Origin of the sequence: Pseudomonas sp. WP18, assembly GCF_036689585.1 — a bacterium.
Taxonomy (GTDB): domain Bacteria; phylum Pseudomonadota; class Gammaproteobacteria; order Pseudomonadales; family Pseudomonadaceae; genus Aquipseudomonas; species Aquipseudomonas chlororaphis_E.
Window position 1 is genome coordinate 1,024,554 of record NZ_CP144758.1, and the last position, 23,330, is coordinate 1,047,883.

Below are 23,330 nucleotides of genomic sequence, written 5' to 3' on the forward strand. Positions count from 1 at the left end.
GCATTTGCCATTAATGAGGCCCTCGCTATGACCGCTCCCACTTCGATTCGCCGACTCAACGCTGCCGATCCGGATTTCGCACATCATCTGGATCATCTGCTGAGCTGGGAAAGTGTGTCAGACGACTCGGTCAACCAGCGGGTGCTGGACATCATCAAGGCGGTGCGCGAGCGTGGCGATGCCGCGTTGGTGGAGTTCACCCAGAAGTTCGACGGCCTGCAAGCGGCGTCCATGGCTGACCTGATCCTGCCGCGCGAGCGCCTGGAGCTGGCCCTGACCCGGATCACCGTGGCCCAGCGCGAAGCCCTGGAAAAAGCCGCCTCCCGGGTACGCGACTATCACGAACGGCAAAAGCAGGACTCCTGGACCTACACCGAGGCCGATGGCACGGTGCTGGGCCAGAAGGTCACGCCGCTGGACCGTGCCGGCCTGTACGTACCGGGTGGCAAGGCGTCCTATCCATCGTCGGTGCTGATGAACGCCATCCCGGCCAAGGTCGCGGGCGTGGCCGAAGTGGTGATGGTGGTGCCGACCCCGCGCGGTGAACTCAACGAGCTGGTGTTGGCGGCTGCTTGCATCGCCGGGGTGGACCGGGTGTTCACCATCGGCGGCGCCCAGGCCGTGGCTGCGTTGGCCTATGGCACCGAAAGCGTGCCGCGGGTCGACAAGGTGGTCGGGCCGGGCAACATCTATGTCGCCACTGCCAAGCGCCACGTGTTCGGCCAGGTGGGCATCGACATGATCGCCGGTCCTTCGGAGATCCTCGTGGTGTGCGACGGCCAGACCGACCCGGACTGGATCGCCATGGACCTGTTCTCCCAGGCCGAGCACGACGAAGACGCCCAGGCGATCCTGGTCAGCCCCGACGCCGGGTTCCTCGACAAGGTCGCCGCCAGCATCGACAAGCTGCTGCCGACCATGGACCGCGCCGAGATCATCAACACCTCGATCAACGGCCGTGGCGCGCTGATCAAGGTCGATGACATGGAGCAGGCCATCGAGGTCGCCAACCGCATCGCTCCGGAACACCTGGAGTTGTCGGTCGCTGATCCGCAGGCCTGGTTGCCGAAGATCCGTCACGCCGGCGCGATCTTCATGGGCCGCCACACCAGCGAAGCCTTGGGCGACTACTGCGCAGGGCCCAACCACGTACTGCCGACGTCCGGTACCGCACGCTTCTCGTCGCCGCTGGGGGTGTATGACTTCCAGAAGCGTTCGTCGATCATTTTCTGCTCCGAGCAGGGTGCGTCCGAGCTGGGCAAGACGGCTTCCGTGCTGGCCCGTGGCGAATCGCTGAGCGCCCACGCCCGCAGCGCCGAGTACCGCATTGTCGATGAGCTTTCCAGTGAAGGGCAGGGGAAACTGAAATGAGCAAATTCTGGAGCCCGTTCGTCAAGGACCTGGTGCCCTACGTGCCGGGCGAGCAACCGAAGCTGACCCGACTGGTCAAGCTCAACACCAACGAGAACCCGTTCGGGCCGTCGCCCAAGGCACTCGCGGCGATGCAGGCCGAGTTGAACGACAACCTGCGCTTGTACCCCGACCCCAACAGTGACCAGTTGAAGAGTGCCGTGGCCCGCTACTACGGGGTACAGGGGAACCAGGTGTTCCTTGGCAACGGTTCGGACGAAGTGTTGGCGCACATCTTTCACGGCTTGCTGCAGCACGACCAGCCGATCCTGTTCCCGGACATCAGCTACAGCTTCTATCCGGTGTACTGCGGGCTGTACGGCATTTCGTTCGACGCGGTGCCGCTGGACGCGCAGTTCCGGATCGACCCGGCGGACTATGCCAAGCCGAACGGCGGGATCATCTTCCCAAACCCGAACGCCCCGACTGGCTGCCTGCTGGCACTGGACGCGGTGGAGCAGATCCTCAAGGCCAACCCGGCGTCGGTGGTGGTGGTCGATGAGGCCTACATCGACTTCGGTGGCGAAACGGCCATCCGCCTGGTGGACCGTTACCCGAACCTGCTGGTCACCCAGACCCTGTCCAAGTCCCGCTCGTTGGCGGGGTTGCGGGTGGGCCTGGCGGTGGGCCATCCGGACCTGATCGAAGCGTTGGAGCGGATCAAGAACAGCTTCAACTCCTACCCGCTGGATCGGCTGGCGAATGTCGGCGGCGCAGCGGCGTTCGACGACCGCGAGTATTTCGAGCAGACCTGCCGCCTGGTCATCGAGCACCGCGAATGGGTGGTGGCGCAGCTGCAGGCCAAGGGTTTTGAAGTGCTGCCGTCGGCGGCCAACTTCATCTTCGCTCGCCACCCTCGGCATGATGCGGCGGGTCTGGCGGCCAAACTGCGGGAGCAGGGCGTCATCGTGCGGCACTTCAAGCAGGAGCGGATCGCCCAGTTCCTGCGGATCAGCATCGGTACCCCGGAGCAGAACCAGGCGCTGATCGACGGCTTGGGCGAACTCTAAAGCCCCAGGTCGGCCTTGTGGGAGCAGGCTTGCTCCCACAGGTTGGGTACATCAAGGCCTCATTCGTGATGGGGCTCGCCGAGAAAGGTCAGTGAGGTGAAAACACCACGGGTGGCAGCGTCCTGGTCGTCCGTGAGCGGGACCTCCATCTGGGCGGCGATGACATTCAACCCTTCGTTACGCACCAGTACCGTAGCCCGGCCGTCGGCGTCTGTTTCGGTGGATACGGTGTTCGGCGCGTTGCGGTAATCGCCCACCAGCTTCACCCCGGCCGCCGGTTTCCCATCCAGCCACACCTGCACCGGTAGCGACTGGCCGGGGCCGACCGTCAGCGGATCGACTTGGGGCCGGATCAGGAACTTGATCGACTCCAGCTTCGGCAGCTTTGCCCCCGGTTGGTAGATGGCCAGGCTGTACTTGAAGGTGTGGGTCGACGCGATTGCCCCCGGTACTTTGCTGCGTCCTTCATTGACCCAGCGCTGGTCGGCCGTCTGCGACCACGGGCCGTTGTCCAGTGCCACCGCCAGCACCGCCGGCGGCTTGAGCGGTTGCAGGCGGGCGTGGTCGGGTAGGCGTTGCACCGTGACGGGGATCATTTTGCCGGCGAGGTCATAAGCCCAGGCACCGCTGATTTTCTGGGCCTTGAACGTGTTGTCCTCGGCGCCATGGCCGTAGACCACTTCGATGTTGCCGCGCCGTTGTTCGGTCCACAAACCATGGGCCGAAGCCTGTGTTGCCAGGAGCAGGCCGAGTAGGGCGATTGTCTTGGGGTGTTTCATGCGGGGGTTCCTTTACAGGTCGAGGGTGAGGCTGACGGTGAAGTTGCGCGGCTCGCCGGGGTTGACCCAATAGTTGCTGTAGGCGCGTTCGTAGTATTTTTCGTCGAAGACGTTGTTCAGGTTCAGACCCACGGTGACGGTCTCGCTGGCCTTGTAATGCGCCAGCAGGTCCACGGTGTGGTAGGCCGGCAATTGGAAGTCGCCGCCGGCTTCGCCTGAGCGATCGCCGACGTAGGTGAACGCCGCACCGACGTCCGAGCCCCGCAGTCGCCCATCCTGGAATTCATACACCCCCAGCAGGCTGCCGCTGCGCTTGGCAACGCCGAGGATCCGGCTGCCGGTGGGAATGGTTTCGTCACCTCGGGTCACTTCGGCATCGATGTAGGCGAAGGCGCCGATCACCCGGATGGCGTCGGTCAACTGCCCGGTAACTTGCAGATCGATGCCCTGACTGCGGGCCTTGCCCATGGCACGGCTGGTGTCGGTGCCCGGGTCGAGGGCCAGGACGTTTTCCTTTTCGATATGGAACGCCGCCAGGGTGGTGCTCAGGCGACCTTCGAACAACTCGCTCTTGAGCCCGACTTCATAGCCGGTGCCTTCCTCGGGGTTGAAAGATTTTCCCTGGGCATCCAGGCCGTTGTTGGGCTTGAACGAAGTGGATGCATTGGCGAACAACCCGACTTCAGGTGTCAGTTGGTACAACAGGCCGGCCCGTTGCGTCAGGGCGTCGTGGCGTTGGCGCCGGGTGACGCGCGTGGTGTGATCGTCGATGTGCTGTTCGAAGTGTTCGTAGCGCATGCCGATCATGCCCCGCAACCGGTCGGTGAAGACGATCTGGTCCTGGAGGCTCAGCGCGCGGCTTTGCACGCGTTCGAAGAAGTCCGTGCCGGTGCGCAGCCCGTTGGGTTTTGGCTGACCGTAGACGGGGTGGTAGAGGTCGATGGGGTAAGCGCCCCCGTTGACGGTGGTGACGCGTTCGTTCTTGCGATAATCCTCGTACTCGCCGCCGATCAGCAGTTCATGCTGCCAGGGCCCGAGGTCGAACAGGCCGCGCAGTTCCAACTGGGTGATGCTGTCATGCCAGTCGTTGTCCCGCTCGCGGTAGCGGCGATTGACGGTGTGGCCGTCGGCATTCAGCGGGCGTGCTTCGGAGGCAAAGCCCCAGAGTTCGCCTTGCTTGTAATGACTGGCCAGGCGCACTTGCCACGCGTCGTTGAGCTGATGTTCGAGGGCGGCCTGGAGCATGTTGTTGTGGTTGTCGATGTCACCGTCGTTGGGTTCGCCCAGGAAAGTCGAGCGCGAAACGCCACTCCAGCGATTGTCCGGGGCGACGATGCCGCGGTCGAAGGTCGAACGGTGGCGCACGATTTCACTTTCCAGCAGCAAGCGGGTGTCGGGGTTCAGTTGCCAACTGAGCGTGGGGGCGACGAACACCCGCTGGCCGTCGACGTGGTCGCGAAAGCTGTGGTTGTCCTCGATCGCCAGATTGACCCGCGACAACAGGTTGCCCTCGGCATCCAGCGGTTTGTTGACGTCCAGCGCGGTGCGGTAGCGATCCCAACTGCCGGCGCTGGCTTGCAGGGTGGTGAAGGCGTCTGGCTGGGGCTTTTTGGTGACGATGTTCACCGTGCCGCCGGGATCGCCGCGTCCATACAGGCTCGCCGCCGGGCCTTTGAGCACTTCGATGCGTTCGATGTTGGCCGTGTCTGGTGTGCTTGGGTAACCCCGGTTGGCGCTGAAGCCGTCCTTGTAGAACTCCGAGGTGGTGAAGCCGCGCACGCTGTATTCGTAGAGCGTCAGGCCACCGAAGTTGTTCTGTTTCGACACGCCCCCCGCATATTCCAACGCCCGCTCCACCTGGGTGCTGCCCAGGTCCTTGAGCACGCTGGCGGGAATCACACTGATCGATTGGGGGATGTCGCGCAGGGCCGTGTCGGTTTTGGTGGCGCTGGCCGAGCGAGTGGCACGATAGCCCTTGACGGGGCCGGAGGGCGATTCGTAATCGGACGTGACGGTGATGGCGTCCAGTTCCAGGGGCTGGGGTTCTTCAGCGAGGGCTGGATCGCCCAACAGGCCGAAGGCCAGGCTGACGAAAGAAATCCGTTTTAAAGATGACATGTTATGTTGTTCCAATTTCCTTAATTGAAACAATATAACACTACTAATGAGAATTTATGCTATCCATGATTTAACACGAAATCGCAAGCTGCCAGGTTCTTCGTGGCGAGGGAGCTTGCTCCCGTTGGGCTGCGAAGCAGCCCGGGAGGCCATACGATCAGTTTGAGGGTTCAAGGGGGCTGCTGCGCAGCCCAACGGGGATGAATCCCCTCGCCACAGATAAATCCCCTCGCCACAAAGGGGATTTGAGCGGGCTACTGCTCTTCTTTGACGGCCACTGGCGCGGGCGGTGGGCGCAGGCCGATTTCGGCGGTGAGCTTGAGCTCCTTGCCGTTGCGCATCACCTGGATGGTGACTTTGTCGGTGGGCTTGATCCGCGCCACCTGGTTCATCGAGCGGCGGCCGTCGCCGGCTGGTTCGCCGTCGATGCTCAGGATCACGTCACCCAGTTGCAAGCCGGCCTTCTGCGCCGGGCCGTCGCGGAAAATCCCCGCGACCACGATGCCTGGCCGTCCCGACAAGCCGAAGGACTCCGCCAATTCCTGGGTCAGTGGCTGGACTTCGATGCCCAGCCAGCCGCGAATCACCTGGCCGTGTTCGATGATGGACTTCATCACTTCCATCGCCAGTTTCACCGGGATCGCGAAGCCAATGCCCTGGCTGCCGCCGGACTTGGAGAAGATCGCCGTGTTGATCCCCGTGAGGTTGCCGTTGGCGTCCACCAGCGCGCCGCCGGAGTTGCCGGGGTTGATGGCGGCGTCGGTCTGGATGAAGTCTTCGTAGTTGTTCAGGCCCAGCTGGTTGCGGCCGGTGGCGCTGATGATGCCCATGGTCACGGTCTGGCCGACCCCGAACGGGTTGCCGATGGCCAGGGCGACGTCGCCGATGCGGATGCTGTCGGAACGGCCGATGGTGATGGCCGGCAGGTTCTTCAGGTCGATCTTCAGCACCGCGAGATCGGTTTCCGGGTCGCTGCCGATCACGCGGGCCAGGGTTTCGCGGCCATCCTTGAGGGCGACCACGATCTGGTCGGCGCCGCTGGTCACGTGGTTGTTGGTCAGCAGGTAGCCTTCGGGGCTCATGATCACGCCCGAGCCCAGGCTCGACTCCATGCGCTTCTGCTTGGGCGAGTTATCACCGAAGAAGCGCCGGAACTGCGGGTCCTCGAACAGCGGGTGGCTGGGCTTGTTGATGACCTTGGTGGTGTACAGGTTGACCACCGCCGGCGCCGCGGTGGTGACGGCGTCTGCATAGGACACCGGGCCCTGCAACAGGGTCTTGGGTTGCGGCGCCTGCTGCAGGTTGACATCGAGGCTCGGCAGGCCGACCCATTCCGGGTAGCGCTGGATAATCAATAGAGCGACAAGCACGCCGGCCAACAGCGGCCAGCCGGAAAAACGCAGCGCCTTGAGCATTAAGCATGTCCTACAAAGGTTGCAGGCGGTATGGGACCGCCCATAATGTCGCGCATTATACGAGGCCGCGCGCGCCTCTGAACGGGATATTTAGGAGTCTTTTCATGGCCGTCGCCCTGAGCACCCTGGTCGAAGAAGCGGACCGCTACCTGGCAAGCAACAGGATTGCCGATTATTGCCCCAACGGCCTGCAGGTTGAAGGCGCGCCCCAGGTGATGCGCATTGTCAGCGGTGTCACGGCCAGCCAGGCGTTGCTCGAGGCGGCCGTGGAAGCCAGCGCCGACCTGGTGCTGGTGCACCACGGTTACTTCTGGAAGGGCGAGAACCCCTGCGTCACGGGCATGAAGCAGCGTCGCTTGAAAACCCTGCTCAAGCACGACATCAGCCTGCTGGCCTATCACTTGCCCCTGGACCTGCACCCGGAGGTCGGCAACAACGTGCAACTGGCTCGCCAACTGGATATCACGGTCGAGGGGCCGCTGGACCCGGACAACCCCAAGGTCGTCGGCCTGGTGGGCTCCCTGGCCGAGCCCATGACCGCCCGGGATTTCGCCCGCAAGGTCCAGGAGGCCATGGGCCGCGAACCCCTGCTGATCGAAGGTGAGTCGATGATCCGGCGAGTCGGCTGGTGCACCGGTGGTGGCCAGGGCTATATCGATCAGGCGGTGCTGGCCGGGGTTGACCTGTACCTCAGCGGCGAAGCCTCGGAGCAGACCTTCCACAGCGCCCGGGAAAACGGCATCAGCTTCATCGCCGCCGGCCATCATGCGACCGAGCGCTACGGCGTCCAGGCCTTGGGCGACTACCTGGCGCGCCGGTTTGCCCTGGAGCACATCTTCGTAGATTGCCCGAATCCGATCTGACAGTTTGTAACCCCTGTTGAAGCGCGCTTGTGTGGGAGCGGGCTTGCTCGCGAAGTCGCTATACCAGTCAACACTTCAGGCAACTGATCCACCGCCTTCGCGAGCAAGCCCGCTCCCACAAAGGTTCATGCAACACCCGAACAGCCAGGCATATCCATATGCTGTTTCGATCTAGTTGGCGCCCTGATTAGAAGAGGTCGCTGTGCTAGGATTCCCCGCTCGAACACGGCCCGCTGGCCGTTCATAAGATAGTTTTCGTGAGTAGCCATGGTCGACAAACTGACGCACCTGAAACAGCTGGAGGCGGAAAGCATCCACATCATCCGCGAGGTGGCCGCCGAGTTCGATAACCCGGTGATGCTGTACTCCATCGGCAAAGACTCCGCCGTAATGCTGCACCTGGCACGCAAGGCGTTTTTCCCTGGCAAGCTGCCGTTTCCGGTGATGCACGTCGATACCCGCTGGAAATTCCAGGAGATGTACAAGTTCCGCGATCGCATGGTCGAGGAAATGGGCCTGGACCTGATCACCCATGTGAACCCCGAGGGCGTGGCACAGGGCATCAACCCATTTACCCACGGCAGCGCCAAGCACACCGACATCATGAAGACCCAGGGCCTCAAGCAGGCGCTGGACAAGCATGGTTTCGACGCCGCGTTCGGCGGTGCCCGTCGCGACGAAGAGAAATCCCGCGCCAAGGAGCGCGTCTACTCGTTCCGTGACAGCAAGCACCGCTGGGACCCGAAGAACCAGCGCCCGGAGCTGTGGAACGTCTACAACAGCAAGGTCAACAAAGGCGAGTCGATCCGCGTGTTCCCGCTGTCGAACTGGACCGAGCTGGACATCTGGCAGTACATCTACCTCGAAGGCATCCCGATCGTGCCGCTGTACTTCGCCGCCGAGCGTGAAGTGATCGAGAAGAACGGCACCCTGATCATGATCGACGACGAGCGCATCCTCGAGCACCTTTCCGACGAGGACAAAGCCCGTATCGTCAAGAAGAAAGTGCGTTTCCGTACCCTTGGCTGCTACCCGTTGACGGGCGCGGTGGAGTCCGAGGCCGAAAGCCTGACGGACATCATTCAGGAAATGCTCCTGACGCGAACTTCCGAGCGCCAGGGCCGGGTCATCGACCACGATGGCGCAGGCTCGATGGAAGATAAGAAACGTCAGGGGTACTTTTAAGCTTCGAGTTACAAGCGGCAAGCTGCAAGTTAGAGGCGGTATGCGTAACTTCGCAGCTTGGTGCTTGCAGCCGGTTGTTGCGAGCCGCGATTGGGTGACTCGTAATGGATTTCGAGAAGTTGATTGTCTGGCAGCGAAGCAAATGTTTGGCGGTGGGGATTTATCGAGAGTTTGCGCGATGCGGGGATTTTGGATTCAAGGACCAAATCACCCGTTCTGCACTTTCAGTGCCTTCCAATGTTGCTGAAGGCATGGAGCGTCGGAGTTCCAAGGAAAAGATCCACTTTCTCTGGATGGCGAAGGCTTCTTGTGGAGAGTTGCGCACCCAGATCCTGATAGCCCGAGATATTGCTTATATTGCAGAACCACTGGCTGAAAATTGGATTAAAGAAACCCGTGAGCTCTCTAGGATGCTAGGCGGGTTGATCAATAAAATTTCTGACTAGCTGTACGCCGACAAGCTTGCCGCTTGAAGCTTACAGCTCGGAGCTTGAATGCAATGAGCCATCAATCTGATTTGATCAGCGAGGACATCCTCGCCTACCTGGGCCAGCACGAGCGCAAGGAATTGCTGCGCTTTCTGACCTGCGGCAACGTCGACGACGGCAAGAGCACCCTGATCGGGCGTCTGCTGCACGACTCCAAGATGATCTACGAAGATCACCTGGAAGCCATTACCCGCGATTCGAAGAAAGTCGGCACCACCGGCGACGACATCGACCTGGCGTTGCTGGTCGACGGCTTGCAGGCCGAGCGTGAGCAAGGCATCACCATCGACGTCGCGTACCGTTATTTCTCCACCGCCAAGCGTAAGTTCATCATCGCCGACACCCCCGGCCATGAGCAGTACACCCGCAACATGGCCACCGGTGCGTCCACCTGTGACCTGGCGATCATCCTGGTGGACGCGCGCTACGGCGTGCAGACCCAGACCCGTCGCCACAGCTTCATCGCCTCGTTGCTGGGCATCAAGCATATCGTCGTGGCCATCAACAAGATGGACCTCAAGGACTTCGACCAGGGCGTGTTCGAGTCGATCAAGGCCGACTACCTGCAGTTCGCCGAAGGCTTGAAGATGAAGCCCTCGAGCATGCATTTCGTACCGATGTCGGCCCTCAAGGGCGACAACGTGGTGAACAAGTCCGAGCGCTCGCCGTGGTACACCGGCCAGTCGCTGATGGAAATCCTCGAGACCGTGGAAGTGGCGGGCGACCGTAACTTCACCGACCTGCGCTTCCCGGTGCAATACGTCAACCGTCCGAACCTGAACTTCCGCGGTTTCGCCGGCACCCTGGCCAGCGGCATCGTGCACAAGGGCGACGAAGTGGTGGTGTTGCCTTCGGGCAAGAGCAGCCGGGTCAAGTCCATCGTCACCTTCGAAGGTGAGCTGGAGCAGGCCGGCCCAGGCCAGGCGGTGACGCTGACCATGGAAGACGAGATCGACATCTCCCGCGGCGACCTGCTGGTGCATGCCGACAATGTGCCGCCAGTCACCGACAGCTTCGAAGCGATGCTGGTGTGGATGGCTGAAGAACCGATGTTGCCGGGCAAGAAATACGACATCAAGCGGGCCACCAGCTACGTGCCGGGCTCGATTGCCAGCATCGTCAACAAGGTGGACGTGAACACCCTGGAAGAGGGGCCGGCCAGCGCGTTGCAGCTCAACGAAATCGGCAAGGTGAAGATCGCCCTGGATGCACCGATCGCCCTGGACGGCTACGAGAGCAACCGCACCACCGGCGCGTTCATCGTCATTGATCGCCTGACCAACGGCACCGTCGGTGCCGGCATGATCGTGGCCCAGCCATTGGCCCACGGCAGCAGCACCCATCACGGCAAGCTGGCCCACGTGTCGGTGGAAGAGCGCGCCCAGCGTTTCGGCCAGAAGCCGGCCACCGTCCTGTTCAGTGGCCTGTCGGGCGCTGGCAAGAGCACGCTGGCCTATGCCGTGGAGCGCAAGCTGTTCGACTCGGGACGCGCGGTGTTCGTGCTCGACGGCCAGAACCTGCGTCACGACCTGAACAAGGGCCTGCCGCAAGACCGCGCCGGACGCACCGAGAATTGGCGTCGTGCGGCCCACGTCGCCCGTCAGTTCAACGAAGCCGGCCTGTTGACCCTGGCGGCGTTCGTGGCGCCGAGTGCCGAAGGGCGTGAGCAGGCCAAGGACCTGATCGGCAAGGAGCGTCTGCTGACGGTCTACGTCCAGGCCTCGCCGAGCGTGTGTGCCCAGCGCGACCCGCAAGGGCTGTATGCCGCCGCCGGCGACAACATCCCGGGCGAGTCCTTCCCGTATGACGTGCCGCTGGATGCCGACCTAGTGATCGACACCCAGGCACTGACCCTGGAAGAGAGCGTCAAGCAAGTGCTGGACCTGCTGCGCAGCCGCGGCGCGATCTAAGCGTCAGCGGCAAACGAAAAGCCCGCCGATGAGCGATCATCGGCGGGCTTTTTTTGTTGTCTGGAGGGGTGCTATCGCGAGCAAGCTCGCTCCCACAGGGGATTGTCAGTGAATATAGAGTCGGCGTTCACACCGATCCCTGTGGGAGCGAGCTTGCTCGCGATGAGGCCAGTGCAGCCACCTCAAGACTTGGCGGGATGTTCCCGATGCATCTGTTCCAGCAACGCATCCTTGTCCTGCCACAACTGGTTGATCCAGCCTTGGAACTCCAGGCGATACACGCCGTCCAGGTCGTAGCTCTTGCCGATGAACTGGGGTGGTATCTTCAGTTCCTGTAAGTGCACGACCACCTCGGCAACGTTGCCGCACAGCAGGTCCCAATACCCCGGGCGACCGCCGGGGTAGTGGATGGTCACGTTGATGATCGACTCCAGTTGCTCACCCATGGCATCCAGCACGAACGCGATGCCGCCGGCCTTGGGCTTGAGCAGGTAGCGAAACGGTGACTGCTGCTGGGCATGCTTGCCTTCGGTGAAACGCGTGCCTTCGACAAAATTGAAAATACCCACCGGATTGTCGCGAAACTTCGCGCAGGTCTTGCGGGTGGTTTCCAGGTCCTTGCCTTTCTTTTCCGGGTACTTCTCCAGATAAGCCTTGGAGTAGCGCTTCATGAACGGAAACCCCAGCGCCCACCAGGCCAGACCGATCACTGGCACCCAGATCAGCTCCTGCTTGAGGAAGAACTTCAACGGACGCACACGACGGTTCAGCACGTACTGCAAGACCATGATGTCGACCCAGCTCTGGTGGTTGCTGGTGATCAGGTACGAGTGCTGGTAGTCCAAGCCCTCCAGGCCACTGAGGTGCCAGCGGGTGCGGCGCAGCAGGTTCATCCAGGCCTTGTTGTTGCTGATCCAGGCTTCATGGATATGGCTCATCAACCAGTCGGTGAAGCGCTGGGCGGCGGGGAAGGGCAGCAGCAACTTGAAGATCGCCACGATGAACAGCGGTGTGCAGCAGACAATGGTATTGAGGGCCAGCAGCAGCGAGGCGATGACGCCGCGTACCGGGGCAGGCAGGAAATCCAGCATTTAAATGTCCATGGGTCGGTTGGCGGCTTGGATCGCGGTCAGAGCGATGGTGTACACGATGTCGTCGACCTGGGCACCGCGCGGCAAGTCGTTCACCGGCTTGCGCAGGCCTTGCAGCATCGGGCCGAGGCTGACGCAGTCGGCGCTGCGCTGTACGGCCTTGTGGGTGGTGTTGCCGGTGTTCAAGTCCGGGAAGATGAACACCGTCGCCCGGCCGGCCACCTGGCTATTGGGCGCCAGTTGCCGCGCCACGGTTTCGTTGGCGGCGGCGTCGTACTGCAGCGGGCCGTCGATCAGCAGGCCATGTTGCGCCTCGTGGGCCAACAGCGTGGCTTCGCGGACTTTCTCGACTTCCTCGCCACTGGCCGATTCGCCGCTGGAGTAACTGAGCATCGCCACCCGTGGCGTGATGCCGAACGCGGCGGCCGAGTCGGCGCTCTGCAGGGCGATCTCCGCCAGTTCCGCGGCACTGGGGTGCGGGTTCATCACGCAGTCGCCATAGACCAGCACTTCCTCGGGAAACAGCATGAAGAACACCGAGGACACCAGGGAGCAACCCGGCGCGGTCTTGATCAATTGCAGCGCCGGGCGGATGGTGTTGGCGGTGGAGTGGATGACGCCGGACACCAGCCCGTCCACTTCATCGAGCGCCAGCATCATGGTGCCGATCACCACGGTGTCTTCCAGTTGCTGCTCGGCCATTGGCGCGTTCAGGCTCTTGCTCTTGCGCAGTCGCACCATGGGCTCGACATAGCGCTCGCGGATCGAGTCCGGGTCGAGAATCTCCAGCCCCGGCGGCAGTTCGATGCCTTGGGCACGGGCCACGGCCTCGACGTCGGCCGGCTTGGCCAGTAGCACGCAGCGGGCGATGCCCCGGGCCTGGCAAATGGCGGCGGCCTGGACGGTCAGCGGCTCGCTGCCTTCGGGCAGGACGATGCGCTTGTTGGCGGCCTGGGCGCGCTGGATCAATTGGTAGCGGAACACGGCAGGCGACAGGCGCATCTCCCGTGGCGTGCCGCAGCGCTGGTGCAGCCAGTTGGCGTCCAGGTGGCTGGCGACGAAGTCGGTGATGATCTCGGCGCGCTCGCGGTCGTCGATCGGGATTTCCTTGTTCAGGCCGTTGAGCAGGTTGGCGGTGTCGTAGGAGCCGGTGCTCACCGACAGCACCGGCAGGCCGGCCTGCAAGGCGCCGCGACACAAGTCCATGATGCGTGGGTCGGGCAGGGTGTCGCTGGTCAGCAACAGGCCGGCCAGCGGCACGCCGTTGATGGCGGCCAGGCTCACCGCCAGGATGATGTCGTCGCGATCGCCGGGGGTGACCACCAGCACGCCGGGCTTGAGCAGTTCCACGGTGTTGCGCATGGTCCGGGCGCAAATGATGATGTTGCTCATGCGCCGGCTTTCGTAGTCGCCGGCATTGAGCACCTGCGCGCCCATCAGGTCGGCCACGTCGCGGGTACGCGGCGCATTGAGTTCCGGACGAAACGGGATGCAGCCCAGCAGGCGGAAATCGCCGCTGCGCAGCAGGGGAGAGTGTTCCTTGAGGCGGGCGGAGAAGGCGTCCATGCTTTCCTCGGTGCGGACCTTGTTCAGGATCACGCCGAGCACTTTCGGGTCTTTCGGCCCGCCGAACAATTGCGCCTGCAACTCAACCCGGCCGGACAGCTCGGTCAGCACTTCGTTTTCCGGCGCCGATACCAGGATGACTTCGGCGTCCAGGCTCTTGGCCAGGTGCAGGTTGACCCGGGCGGCGTAGCTGGCGTTGCGGGTCGGGACCATGCCTTCGACCACCAGCACGTCCTTGCCGATGGCGGCCTGCTGGTACAGGGTGATGATTTCTTCCAGCAGCTCATCGAGCTGGCCGTCGCCAAGCATGCGTTCGACGTGGGCCAGGCCCAGGGGTTGTGGCGGTTTCAGACCATGGGTGCGCGCCACCAGTTCGGTCGAGCGCTCCGGCCCGGTGTCGCCGGGGTGCGGCTGGGCAATGGGTTTGAAAAAGCCGACTTTCAACCCGGCCCGTTCGAGGGTACGCACCAGCCCGAGGCTGATGGAGGTCAGACCCACGCCAAAATCGGTGGGCGCGATAAAAAAAGTTTGCATGCGGGTTCTCTAAGGGTGCATGGCAAGGGCGAGGCCTATGTCTGGCCGTCTGCCGTGAAATTCAGTCGCCAAGGTTATCGCTAACGGGGGCCTGCGCGCACCAGCCGCAATCAAAGGGCTGGCCTATTTTTTCAATACGTTGCGCCGGGTCCAGGACCCAGGCCCGGGATTGCCAGGGCGGCTGGTGGCGCAGATGCTGGGTATGCCCGCAGGACAGCTCGGCCACCCAGTGCCCGTCCTCGTCCTGGTGGAAACCGCTGACCGTCGGTCTGGCCGCGCAGGTCCGTTTGTCCGGGTTCCGTTCGCTTTCGGGCAAATCCTTGTTTAGACTTGTCCGTTCTTCATTCTTATGCAAAAGGTCTCGCCCCATGCTGATCGCCGCCAATAAGGCTGTCTCCATCGACTATACCCTGACCAACGACGCTGGTGAGGTCATCGACAGCTCTGCCGGCGGCGCACCGCTGGTCTACCTGCACGGTGCAGGCAACATCATCCAGGGCCTGGAAAAAGCCCTGGAAGGTAAAACCACCGGTGACGAGCTGAACGTGACCGTCGAGCCGGAAGATGCCTATGGCGAGTACTCCGCCGAACTGGTCAGCACCCTGAGCCGCAGCATGTTCGAAGGCGTCGACGAGCTGGAAGTGGGCATGCAGTTCCACGCATCGGCCCCCGATGGCCAGATGCAGATCGTCACCATTCGCGATCTGGAAGGCGACGACGTGACTGTCGACGGCAACCACCCGCTGGCCGGCCAGCGCCTGAACTTCAAGGTCAAGGTCGTCGACATCCGTGACGCCAGCCAGGAAGAAGTGGCCCATGGTCACGTCCATGGCGAAGGTGGTCATCACCACTGATTTTCTGCGCTACGCTCAGAGAACTGAAAAGGCGCCGTGAGGCGCCTTTTTTGGTCGGTTGCTGTTAGCATCGACCGTGGCTGTTTCGAAAAGACCTGCAAACCTGGAGTTCGTCATGAGTGCTTTCCACGACCTTAAACTGAAAGCTCTGGATGGTCAGGAGCTTCCTCTGGCGCCGTTCAAGGGGCAAGTCGTGCTGGTGGTCAACGTCGCCTCCAAATGTGGCCTGACGCCTCAGTACGCCGCGTTGGAAAACCTCCACCAGCAATTCAAGGACCGGGGCTTCAGCGTACTGGGGCTGCCCTGCAACCAGTTCGCCGGGCAAGAACCCGGGACCGAGCAGGAGATCCAGGACTTCTGCAGCCTTAACTATGGCGTCACATTCCCGTTGTCCAGCAAGCTGGAAGTGAACGGTCATGACCGCCATCAGTTGTATCGCCTGCTGGCGGGCGAGGGTGCCGAGTTTCCCGGCGACATCACCTGGAACTTCGAGAAATTCCTGCTGGGTAAGGACGGCCGCGTGCTGGCCCGCTTCTCGCCGCGCACGGCGCCGGATGACCCCGCGGTGATCCAGGCCATCGAAAAAGCATTGGGTTGAAGCCCGGCCCCTGTGGCGAGGGAGCTTGCTCCCGCTCGGTTGCGCGGCAACCGCCAAAAAACGGGCGGCTACGCAGCCCAGCGGGAGCAAGCTCCCTCACCACGGGGTTCATGATTGAGTAAACCTCAGTGCTCCCTTCTGATCCTTAATCACTCCAATCAATAGTGCTACCCAGCCAGCGCCACGCTGCATATTATCCCCGTCATATTGACCTGCGACCTTGTCCCCGTGGAGTGCCCCCATGCCTGTAAAAGCCCTGTTCAAACCTTTCCACCTCGGCGCATTGGAGCTGCCGACCCGGGTCGTGATGGCGCCGATGACCCGTTCCTTCTCGCCGGGCGGGGTGCCGAATGCCAAGGTGGTCGAGTACTACCGCCGCCGCGCAGCCGCCGGCGTCGGCCTGATCATCACCGAGGGCACCACGGTCGGGCACAAGGCTTCCAACGGTTATCCCCACGTGCCGCATTTCTACGGTGACGCCGCGCTGGCCGGTTGGAAGCAGGTGGTCGACGCGGTACATGCCGAAGGTGGCAAGATCGTTCCGCAACTGTGGCATGTGGGCAGTGTGCGCCGCATCGGGACCGAGCCGGATGCCAGCGTGCCGGGCTACGGGCCGACCGAAAAACTCAAGGACGGCCAGGTGGTGGTCCATGGCATGACCCAGGCGGACATCGACGAGGTCGTTGCCGCATTCGCTCAGGCCGCGAAGGATGCCCAGGCCATCGGCATGGACGGTGTGGAGATCCACGGAGCCCATGGCTACCTGGTGGACCAGTTCTTCTGGGAGGGCAGCAACCAGCGTACCGACGGTTACGGTGGCAGCCTGGCCAACCGTTCGCGCTTCGCGATCGAGCTGATCCGTGCCGTGCGCGCGGCGGTGGGCGAGGGCTTCCCGATCATCTTCCGTTTTTCCCAATGGAAACAGCAGGACTACACCGCCCGCCTGGTGCAGACGCCGCAGGCGTTGGGCGAATTCCTCAAGCCGTTGTCCGACGCCGGCGTGGACATTTTCCACTGCTCGACGCGGCGTTTCTGGGAACCGGAATTCGAAGGCTCCGAGCTGAACCTGGCCGGCTGGACCCGCAAGCTCACCGGCAAGCCGACCATTACCGTGGGCAGCGTCGGCCTGGATGGCGAGTTCCTGCAGTTCATGGTCAACACCGACAAGGTCGCCCAGCCCGCCAGCCTGGAGAAGTTGCTGGAGCGCCTGAACAACGATGAGTTCGACCTGGTGGCGGTGGGGCGTGCGTTGCTGGTGGATCCGGACTGGGCGCAAAAAGTTCGCGACGGCCGCGAGCAGGAGATCCTGCCGTTCAGCCGCGACGCGTTGATGACCTTGGTTTAAGTACTGACTGAACTGACGCTATCGCGAGCAAGCTCGCTCCCACACTGATCTCTGGCGGACACCTACCTTGTCCGCGACCAGGATCCCTTGTGGGAGCGAGCTCGCGATGGCGATCTGCACGGCACCTGGGACTAACGCATTGTCGAGGCGGCAGGTATCGCCTGCTCAGTCATGCAAGCCCCGCGCAATTGCGCCTCGAACTGCTCGATCACGGCCGTCCAACCCTGGCGGCTGGCATGCTGGCGTGCATTGAGCCTCACGCAACGCAAGTTCTCGCGGGCCTCCAGCAGCCAACAGGCGGCGTCGCAGAACGCCTCTTCATCCCCTGGCATCGCCAGCACGCCGTTATAGCCGTGACGAATGTGCTGGGCCGCCGCGGCCTGGTCATAGGCCACCACGCCCAACCCGGACGCCAGCGCTTCGAGCACCACGTTGCCGAAGGTTTCGGTCAGGCTCGGGAAGACAAACAGGTCTCCCGAGGCATAGTGGCTGGCCAGCGTTTCGCCACGTTGCGAACCGCAGAAAATCGCCTCGGGCAGTGCCTGTTCCAGTTCGGCGCGTTGCGGGCCATCGCCGATCACCACCAGCTTCATCCGCCGCTCCGGGAATGTACTGCGCAGCCTGTCGAAACTGCGCTTGAGCAAGCCGAGGTTCTTCTCCGGCGCCAGGCGTCCGACATGAATCACTGCCATGTCGTCATCGCCCAGGCCCCAGGCCTCGCGCAGGCTGGCCGAGCGCTTTATCGGGTGAAACAGCTGGCTGTCCACACCCCGCGACAACAATGCCACGCGTTCGAAGTGCCGCCGTTCCAGCTCCAGGCGCTGGCTGAGGCTGGGGACGAGGGTCAGGTGGGAGCGATTATGAAACCAGCGCAGGTAATGCGTGAGTACGCGGCTCAACAGCCCGAGCCCGTATTGCTGGGTGTACTGCTGGAAATTGGTGTGGAAACCACTGACCACCGCGATCCCCAGGCGCCGCGCCGCCCGCAACGCGGCTAGCCCAAGCGGGCCTTCGGTGGCGATGTACAGCACGTCGGGACGGTGACGTTTCCAGCGCCGCAGCAGCTTGTGCATCGACGCCTGGCCCCACTGCAGGCCCGGATAACCCGGCAACGGCCAGCCCCGGCACAACAGCAATTGCTCGTCACTGGCCTGGCGCTGGTCGTCGCCCTGGCGGGGACGGATCAGCTCGACCCGGTGCCCTCGGGCGCACAAACCGTCGTACAGACGGCCCAGGGTATTGGCCACACCATTGATTTCCGGCGGGAAGGTTTCAGTGATGAGGGTGATGTGCAGGTGTGTGGTCATGACCCCAGTGTCGACCGGGGCCATGTCGTCATTGTGACGTCAGGATGATGGATTTGTGACCTTAAGGGACCTGCCGCGCCAACGCGGTTTCGGCCCCTTGCTCGCGCACCCAGAACAAGGTCGCCCCGGCCACGGCCGCCGGCATCATCAGGATGTTGACCACGGGGATCAGCAGCGCCAGGTAAACGCTGCCGCCAAAGCCCAGGCTCTGCCAGCGCTTCTGCCGCAGCCAGGCGAGCATTTCGTTCCAGCCCAGCTTGTGGTTGTCCGCCGGGTAGTCGATGTACTGGATCGCCATCATCCACACCCCGAACAGCAGCCACAGCGGGGCGGCTACCAGGTTGACCACCGGAATGAACGACAGCACGAACAGCCCCAGGGCGCGGGGCAGGAAATAGCCGAGCTTGCGCGCCTCCCGGGCGAAGGTGCGAGGAACCATTGCGATCAGCTCACCCCAGCTGAATGCCGGGAAGTCGTCGGTGCCACGGATGACCACCTCGACCTTTTCCGCGAGAAAACCGTTGAACGGCGCGGCGATGATGTTGGCGAGCAGGGTGAAGGTGAAGAACACCATCAGCACCACCAGTACCACGAACAACGGCCAGAGAATGTAGCTGAGGAAGCCCAGCCACTCCGGCAGCGAGGGCATCAGGGTGTCGACCCACAGGCTGAACTGGTGGCCGGCCAGGTAGATCAGCCCGACGAACAGCACCAGGTTGATGGCCAACGGCAACAGGACGAACAGGCGCAGGCCCGGGCTCAAGACCAGCTTGAGGCCTTCTTGCAGGTATTGCGGGCCGGACAGGACAGGGGCGGGCATGAGGAGCTCCGAACGAAGTTGATCGCGCCGACCTTACCGACTTTGTCTGGCGCGCGAAAGCGGCGACATGGCGTGTAACAACGTTTCAGGCCACAACCGCTGCTATTGGAGCGACCATTGGGGATAGAGCTCACCTATGAGCTGGATTGTTAAACCGTATTTCCTTAATCTTCGCTCCCTCGATACGCTGCACCCATTCTTTTTCAGGACCGTCGAACCCAGCCTTCCCCAAGTGCGTCAACGGTCTTTTTTATTCACGCCGCTCACCCGGCGTTCCGGGCCGCAGGGTCCGGTCAACAGGAGCAGGTCATGTCTGAAGTCCGTCATTCGCGAGTGATTATCCTCGGTTCCGGCCCTGCCGGTTACAGCGCTGCTGTCTATGCCGCCCGTGCCAACCTCAAGCCGCTGCTGATCACCGGCATGCAGGCCGGCGGTCAATTGACCACCACCACCGAAGTCGACAACTGGCCGGGCGATGTCCACGGCCTGACCGGCCCGGCCCTGATGGAGCGCATGAAAGAACACGCCGAGCGCTTCGAAACCGAGATCGTTTTCGATCACATCAACGCCGTGGACTTTGCCGCCAAGCCCTACACCCTGACCGGTGACAGCGCGACCTACACGTGCGATGCCCTGATCATCGCCACCGGTGCCAGCGCGCGCTACCTGGGCCTGCCATCGGAAGAAGCCTTCATGGGCAAGGGTGTTTCCGCCTGCGCCACCTGCGACGGTTTCTTCTATCGCAACAAACCCGTGGCAGTGGTCGGCGGCGGCAACACCGCTGTCGAGGAAGCCTTGTACCTGGCCAACATCGCCAGCACGGTCACCCTGATCCACCGTCGTGAAACCTTCCGCGCCGAGAAGATCCTGATCGACAAGCTCAACGCCCGCGTTGCCGAAGGCAAGATCATCCTCAAGCTCAACGCGACCCTGGACGAAGTGCTGGGCGACAACATGGGCGTGACCGGCGCACGCCTGAAGAACAACGATGGCAGTTTCGACGAGATCAAGGTCGACGGTGTGTTCATCGCCATCGGCCACACGCCGAACACTTCGCTGTTCGAAGGCCAGCTGGAGCTCAAGGACGGCTACCTGGTCGTCAAGGGTGGCCGTGACGGCAATGCCACCGCCACCAGCGTCGAAGGCATCTTCGCGGCCGGCGACGTGGCCGACCACGTCTACCGCCAGGCCATCACCTCGGCCGGCGCCGGCTGCATGGCGGCCCTGGACACCGAGCGTTACCTGGACGGCCTGCAGAACGCTTCGTTCTGATTCATCGGGCACAAAAAAACCGGCTTCGGCCGGTTTTTTCATGTGGGTGACATTCCTCGAACCCCTGTTTGAGCGGGCTTGCTCGCGAATGCGGTATGTCAGTCAAACCTATGCTGGCTGACCCACCGCATTCGCGAGCAAGCCCGCTCCCACAAGTTATCCATGGCTTGTAGATCGTATCAGGACAACTTCGCCAGGCACGCTTCGAGAATATCCAGGCCTTCCTCCAACACTGCCGGCTCGGTCGTCAACGGTGCCAGCAGGCGGATGATGTGTCGCGACTTGCCACTGGGCATCAACAGCAGACCCGCTTCCCGTGCCAGGGCCAGCAACTGGGTCAGTTGTGCCGGTGCTGGCGTGCCGTCGGCATGGGCCAGTTCGAGGCCGCGCATCGCGCCGACGCCGGTCAGGCGGCCGAGGTACGGCGTCACCCTACGATGGCGCCAGGCTTCGTAGCGGCTGACAATCGCAGCTTCCTGTTGCGTGCCCCAGGTGTGCAGGTGGGTGTCGGTCATCTCGTCCAGGGTTGCCAATGCGGCGGCGCAGGCGATGGGGTTGCCTGAATAGGTACCGCCCAGCCCACCCTTGGGCAGGTTGTCCAGCAACGCCTTGCGTCCCACCACCGCGCCCAGTGGCACGCCGCCGGCGATGCTCTTGCCCAGCAGGATCAGGTCCGGCTCGATGCCCAGGCGCGAAAATGCGAAGCGCTGGCCGGTGCGACCGAAGCCGGACTGGATCTCATCGACGATCAGCACGATTCCCTGCTTATCGCAGAACTGCCGCAGGGCCTGGGCAAAGGGTATGTCCAAGGCCAGGAAACCGGCTTCGCCCTGCACCGGTTCGATGATGAAACAGGCCACGTCGTTCACATCGATCTCGACGCTGAACAGCCGCTCCATGGCCTTGAGCGCCTCGGCGCACGTGATGCCGTTGTCCTGGCTCGGATACGGCAGGTGATAGACCGGCCCGGGCAGCACGCCGACCTTCTGTTTGTACGGCGCGACCTTGCCGTTGAGGTTGAGCGTGGCCAGGGTGCGGCCATGGAACGCGCCGTCAAACGCCACGACGGCGGTGCGGCCGGTGGCGCCGCGCACGATCTTCAAGGCGTTCTCCGCCGCTTCGGCACCGCTGTTGGTGAGCATGCCACTGACCGGGTAGTCCACCGGTATGAACGCGCTCAGGCGTTCCATCAGTTCAATGTAGGGCACATGCGGTGCAGCGTTGAATGCGTAGTGGGTCAGCCGGGTCGCCTGTGTGCGAATCGCCTCGACAATGCGTGGATGGCAATGGCCGAGGTTCAACACGCCGATGCCACCGACGAAATCGATGTAGCGCTTGCCATCGGTGTCCCAGACTTCGGCGTTCCTGCCGTGGCTGAGGCTGACGGGGTGCACGATGGAAATCGACTGGCTGATGGTTTCGCTGCTCATGAATGACCGCTCGCAAGGGAAGATGGCGTGCGCTATTCAAGCGGTGAGCGAAGGGCGTGGGCAAACGAAATAAAGTTGCCGGGTCAATCTTAAAAGTCGGGATGTGGAACAGGCGCACTGTGTGCGTGACGACGAAGCTTTCGTGGCGAGGGAGCAAGTGCTTTCGCCACGAAAGCCGATTTCGACATGGCGGCGGTTTTGGGATCAGCGACGCTGCAGCGGCTGCGCCTCGAATTTCACACCGGCCAACCCATGCGCCATCAGCGCGCGGATATTGCCGTGATCGCTGCCTTCGGGCGTGGCCAGCACCGAACGGTAATGCTCGCCGAATGCCAGGAGCGCTTCTTCGTCGCTCAAGCCTTCGAGCAAGGCCAGGCCCAGGGTCTTGCACGAGCCTTCGTTCTGCCCGGCGGCGTTGGTCACGCCGCCATTGGTGAAGGCCTGGGGTTGATAGTCGTAGCCGGCGGCGATGAAGGCCAGGGTGTCGGCGAACAGGTGTTCACCGCTCTTGAGGCGGGTGCGCAGGGTATCGAGATCAGGCATCGGGTTTTCCTTTGGCGAACGCCGCTTGCTGTTCGGCGCTGGCTTCTTTCTGGTATTGGGCTTTCCACTCGGCGTACGGCATGCCGTAGATCACTTCGCGGGCTTCGTCGAGGCTGACCTCGATCTGGCGTTCATCGGCGGCGGCCTTGTACCACTTGGACAGGCAGTTGCGGCAGAAGCCGGACAGGTTCATCAGGTCGATGTTCTGCACATCCTTGCGGCTGTCCAGGTGGGCAACCAGCCGGCGGAAAGCGGCGGCTTCGAGTTCGAGGCGTTGTTGCTCGTTCATGGTGGTCTCTGCAAGACAGCTTCAAGGGCTAGCTTCAAGCTGCACGTTGGGGATCAGGCCTGAAGCTTACAGCTTGAAGCCGGCAGCGGCTATTGGGTCGCCCGGCTGGCCGCCAGGGTGATCGACACCGACTCGGCAAAGCGCAAGGCATGGGGCTTGTCGACCTCGACTTCGGCGTACAGCACCGACTCGTTGGCCATGATCAGGTCCAAAAGCTCCTGGGTCAGGCGTTCGAGCAGGGCGAAGCGATTGCCCTCCACGTGGGCGATCACCGCCTTGGTGATGGTGCGGTAGTTCAAGGCGTGGTCGATGTCATTGTCGCGCACCGCCTCCTGGGCGGCGTAGAGGATGGTCAGGTTGATCAACACATCCTGTTTGTTGAGGATCTCGTCCTCGTTGATGCCGATGAAGGTGCGCAGGCGCAGGTCCTTGACCTTGATGCGTGCCATGGCGGGCTGAAGTTGTGACATTTACGGGCTCCGTCGAATCAATTGCAGAAACTC

22 protein-coding genes are annotated in these 23,330 nt (G+C 62.6%); 10 read left to right on the top strand and 12 right to left on the bottom strand.

Translation table 11 applies throughout. The features are described from left to right. Positions 1-27 precede the first annotated feature (27 nt). A complete protein-coding gene (gene hisD, locus V5F23_RS04380; RefSeq protein ID WP_042729871.1) occupies positions 28-1,371 on the top strand; it encodes a histidinol dehydrogenase in 1,344 nt (447 codons plus the stop codon). Beyond that, positions 1,368-2,420: a histidinol-phosphate transaminase gene (gene hisC, locus V5F23_RS04385; protein WP_212803417.1), complete on the top strand. Its 1,053-nt coding sequence runs from the start codon at positions 1,368-1,370 to the stop codon at positions 2,418-2,420. The genes hisD and hisC overlap by 4 nt, the downstream gene beginning before the upstream one ends. Before the next feature lie 59 nt (positions 2,421-2,479). On the opposite strand, the gene V5F23_RS04390 is transcribed toward hisC, so the two are convergent. From V5F23_RS04390 to algW, 3 genes are all read right to left on the bottom strand, one after another. Continuing rightward, positions 2,480-3,199, bottom strand: coding sequence for a DUF4198 domain-containing protein (locus V5F23_RS04390; protein ID WP_042732521.1), 720 nt, complete (start codon positions 3,197-3,199; stop codon positions 2,480-2,482). 12 nt (positions 3,200-3,211) lie between these two features. Then, positions 3,212-5,317: a TonB-dependent siderophore receptor gene (locus V5F23_RS04395; RefSeq protein ID WP_042732520.1), complete on the bottom strand. Its 2,106-nt coding sequence runs from the start codon at positions 5,315-5,317 to the stop codon at positions 3,212-3,214. A gap of 254 nt (positions 5,318-5,571) precedes the next feature. Next, positions 5,572-6,732 (bottom strand): Do family serine endopeptidase AlgW, encoded by a 1,161-nt coding sequence (gene algW, locus V5F23_RS04400; RefSeq protein ID WP_042732519.1) that lies wholly within the window; start codon positions 6,730-6,732, stop codon positions 5,572-5,574. Positions 6,733-6,836: 104 nt separating this feature from the next. On the opposite strand from algW, the gene V5F23_RS04405 reads away from it, so the two are divergent. From V5F23_RS04405 to cysN, 4 genes are all read left to right on the top strand, one after another. Further along, positions 6,837-7,595, top strand: coding sequence for a Nif3-like dinuclear metal center hexameric protein (locus V5F23_RS04405; RefSeq protein WP_042732518.1), 759 nt, complete (start codon positions 6,837-6,839; stop codon positions 7,593-7,595). 267 nt (positions 7,596-7,862) lie between these two features. After that, entirely contained in the window at positions 7,863-8,780 is a 918-nt protein-coding gene (gene cysD / locus V5F23_RS04410) for a sulfate adenylyltransferase subunit CysD (protein ID WP_338497667.1), read from the top strand. A gap of 104 nt (positions 8,781-8,884) precedes the next feature. Next, entirely contained in the window at positions 8,885-9,226 is a 342-nt protein-coding gene (locus tag V5F23_RS04415; RefSeq protein ID WP_042732315.1) for a four helix bundle protein, read from the top strand. A gap of 53 nt (positions 9,227-9,279) precedes the next feature. Further along, positions 9,280-11,178 (top strand): sulfate adenylyltransferase subunit CysN, encoded by a 1,899-nt coding sequence (gene cysN / locus V5F23_RS04420; protein ID WP_123578219.1) that lies wholly within the window; start codon positions 9,280-9,282, stop codon positions 11,176-11,178. Between the two features lie 182 nt (positions 11,179-11,360). On the opposite strand, the gene V5F23_RS04425 is transcribed toward cysN, so the two are convergent. From V5F23_RS04425 to V5F23_RS04435, 3 genes are all read right to left on the bottom strand, one after another. Continuing rightward, positions 11,361-12,269 (bottom strand): acyltransferase, encoded by a 909-nt coding sequence (locus V5F23_RS04425; protein WP_338497671.1) that lies wholly within the window; start codon positions 12,267-12,269, stop codon positions 11,361-11,363. Further along, positions 12,270-14,369, bottom strand: coding sequence for a phosphate acetyltransferase (gene pta / locus V5F23_RS04430; RefSeq protein ID WP_047738280.1), 2,100 nt, complete (start codon positions 14,367-14,369; stop codon positions 12,270-12,272). It lies immediately after the preceding gene. A 61-nt stretch (positions 14,370-14,430) separates the two neighbouring features. Then, a complete protein-coding gene (locus V5F23_RS04435) occupies positions 14,431-14,769 on the bottom strand; it encodes a DUF3565 domain-containing protein (protein ID WP_080964411.1) in 339 nt (112 codons plus the stop codon). On the opposite strand from V5F23_RS04435, the gene V5F23_RS04440 reads away from it, so the two are divergent. From V5F23_RS04440 to V5F23_RS04450, 3 genes are all read left to right on the top strand, one after another. After that, a complete protein-coding gene (locus V5F23_RS04440) occupies positions 14,738-15,223 on the top strand; it encodes a peptidylprolyl isomerase (RefSeq protein WP_047738276.1) in 486 nt (161 codons plus the stop codon). The two genes, V5F23_RS04435 and V5F23_RS04440, sit on opposite strands and share 32 nt — an antisense overlap. A gap of 115 nt (positions 15,224-15,338) precedes the next feature. Further along, positions 15,339-15,821, top strand: coding sequence for a glutathione peroxidase (locus V5F23_RS04445; RefSeq protein ID WP_047738275.1), 483 nt, complete (start codon positions 15,339-15,341; stop codon positions 15,819-15,821). Between the two features lie 241 nt (positions 15,822-16,062). Beyond that, positions 16,063-17,166 (top strand): NADH:flavin oxidoreductase, encoded by a 1,104-nt coding sequence (locus V5F23_RS04450; RefSeq protein ID WP_042729394.1) that lies wholly within the window; start codon positions 16,063-16,065, stop codon positions 17,164-17,166. A 131-nt stretch (positions 17,167-17,297) separates the two neighbouring features. On the opposite strand, the gene V5F23_RS04455 is transcribed toward V5F23_RS04450, so the two are convergent. Together V5F23_RS04455 and cysZ are read right to left on the bottom strand one after the other, a co-directional pair. Further along, positions 17,298-18,497 carry a glycosyltransferase family 1 protein gene (locus tag V5F23_RS04455; protein ID WP_042729393.1) on the bottom strand — a complete coding sequence of 400 codons (1,200 nt, stop codon included), beginning with the start codon at positions 18,495-18,497 and terminating at the stop codon, positions 17,298-17,300. Between the two features lie 37 nt (positions 18,498-18,534). Then, positions 18,535-19,293, bottom strand: a complete 759-nt coding sequence (cysZ, locus tag V5F23_RS04460) for a sulfate transporter CysZ (protein ID WP_042729392.1) — start codon at positions 19,291-19,293, stop codon at positions 18,535-18,537. A 309-nt stretch (positions 19,294-19,602) separates the two neighbouring features. On the opposite strand from cysZ, the gene trxB reads away from it, so the two are divergent. Beyond that, positions 19,603-20,565: a thioredoxin-disulfide reductase gene (gene trxB, locus V5F23_RS04465; RefSeq protein WP_003205459.1), complete on the top strand. Its 963-nt coding sequence runs from the start codon at positions 19,603-19,605 to the stop codon at positions 20,563-20,565. A gap of 179 nt (positions 20,566-20,744) precedes the next feature. Here the strand turns inward: trxB and V5F23_RS04470 are convergent, their stop codons facing one another. The 4 genes from V5F23_RS04470 to folX form a co-directional block, all read right to left on the bottom strand. Further along, positions 20,745-21,995, bottom strand: a complete 1,251-nt coding sequence (locus V5F23_RS04470) for an aspartate aminotransferase family protein (protein WP_042729391.1) — start codon at positions 21,993-21,995, stop codon at positions 20,745-20,747. Positions 21,996-22,199: 204 nt separating this feature from the next. Further along, a complete protein-coding gene (locus V5F23_RS04475; RefSeq protein ID WP_042729390.1) occupies positions 22,200-22,538 on the bottom strand; it encodes a HopJ type III effector protein in 339 nt (112 codons plus the stop codon). Beyond that, entirely contained in the window at positions 22,531-22,827 is a 297-nt protein-coding gene (locus V5F23_RS04480) for a DUF1244 domain-containing protein (RefSeq protein ID WP_042729389.1), read from the bottom strand. Before V5F23_RS04480 ends, V5F23_RS04475 begins: the two co-directional genes overlap by 8 nt. Positions 22,828-22,916: 89 nt before the next feature. Beyond that, positions 22,917-23,297 (bottom strand): dihydroneopterin triphosphate 2'-epimerase, encoded by a 381-nt coding sequence (gene folX / locus V5F23_RS04485; RefSeq protein WP_042729388.1) that lies wholly within the window; start codon positions 23,295-23,297, stop codon positions 22,917-22,919. Positions 23,298-23,330 lie beyond the last annotated feature (33 nt).

Coding starts and splice junctions, on each gene's coding strand:
- V5F23_RS04470 (WP_042729391.1), bottom strand. CDS start 21,995: ATGAGCAGCGAAACCATCAGCCAGTCGATTTCCATCGTGCACCCCGTC.
- V5F23_RS04395 (WP_042732520.1), bottom strand. CDS start 5,317: ATGTCATCTTTAAAACGGATTTCTTTCGTCAGCCTGGCCTTCGGCCTG.
- cysD (WP_338497667.1), top strand. CDS start 7,863: ATGGTCGACAAACTGACGCACCTGAAACAGCTGGAGGCGGAAAGCATC.
- V5F23_RS04390 (WP_042732521.1), bottom strand. CDS start 3,199: ATGAAACACCCCAAGACAATCGCCCTACTCGGCCTGCTCCTGGCAACA.
- cysN (WP_123578219.1), top strand. CDS start 9,280: ATGAGCCATCAATCTGATTTGATCAGCGAGGACATCCTCGCCTACCTG.
- trxB (WP_003205459.1), top strand. CDS start 19,603: ATGTCTGAAGTCCGTCATTCGCGAGTGATTATCCTCGGTTCCGGCCCT.
- V5F23_RS04415 (WP_042732315.1), top strand. CDS start 8,885: ATGGATTTCGAGAAGTTGATTGTCTGGCAGCGAAGCAAATGTTTGGCG.
- V5F23_RS04405 (WP_042732518.1), top strand. CDS start 6,837: ATGGCCGTCGCCCTGAGCACCCTGGTCGAAGAAGCGGACCGCTACCTG.
- V5F23_RS04450 (WP_042729394.1), top strand. CDS start 16,063: ATGCCTGTAAAAGCCCTGTTCAAACCTTTCCACCTCGGCGCATTGGAG.
- V5F23_RS04440 (WP_047738276.1), top strand. CDS start 14,738: ATGCTGATCGCCGCCAATAAGGCTGTCTCCATCGACTATACCCTGACC.
- V5F23_RS04435 (WP_080964411.1), bottom strand. CDS start 14,769: ATGGAGACAGCCTTATTGGCGGCGATCAGCATGGGGCGAGACCTTTTG.
- hisC (WP_212803417.1), top strand. CDS start 1,368: ATGAGCAAATTCTGGAGCCCGTTCGTCAAGGACCTGGTGCCCTACGTG.
- cysZ (WP_042729392.1), bottom strand. CDS start 19,293: ATGCCCGCCCCTGTCCTGTCCGGCCCGCAATACCTGCAAGAAGGCCTC.
- V5F23_RS04445 (WP_047738275.1), top strand. CDS start 15,339: ATGAGTGCTTTCCACGACCTTAAACTGAAAGCTCTGGATGGTCAGGAG.
- hisD (WP_042729871.1), top strand. CDS start 28: ATGACCGCTCCCACTTCGATTCGCCGACTCAACGCTGCCGATCCGGAT.
- V5F23_RS04425 (WP_338497671.1), bottom strand. CDS start 12,269: ATGCTGGATTTCCTGCCTGCCCCGGTACGCGGCGTCATCGCCTCGCTG.
- V5F23_RS04455 (WP_042729393.1), bottom strand. CDS start 18,497: ATGGCCCCGGTCGACACTGGGGTCATGACCACACACCTGCACATCACC.
- pta (WP_047738280.1), bottom strand. CDS start 14,369: ATGCAAACTTTTTTTATCGCGCCCACCGATTTTGGCGTGGGTCTGACC.
- V5F23_RS04475 (WP_042729390.1), bottom strand. CDS start 22,538: ATGCCTGATCTCGATACCCTGCGCACCCGCCTCAAGAGCGGTGAACAC.
- V5F23_RS04480 (WP_042729389.1), bottom strand. CDS start 22,827: ATGAACGAGCAACAACGCCTCGAACTCGAAGCCGCCGCTTTCCGCCGG.
- folX (WP_042729388.1), bottom strand. CDS start 23,297: ATGTCACAACTTCAGCCCGCCATGGCACGCATCAAGGTCAAGGACCTG.
- algW (WP_042732519.1), bottom strand. CDS start 6,732: ATGCTCAAGGCGCTGCGTTTTTCCGGCTGGCCGCTGTTGGCCGGCGTG.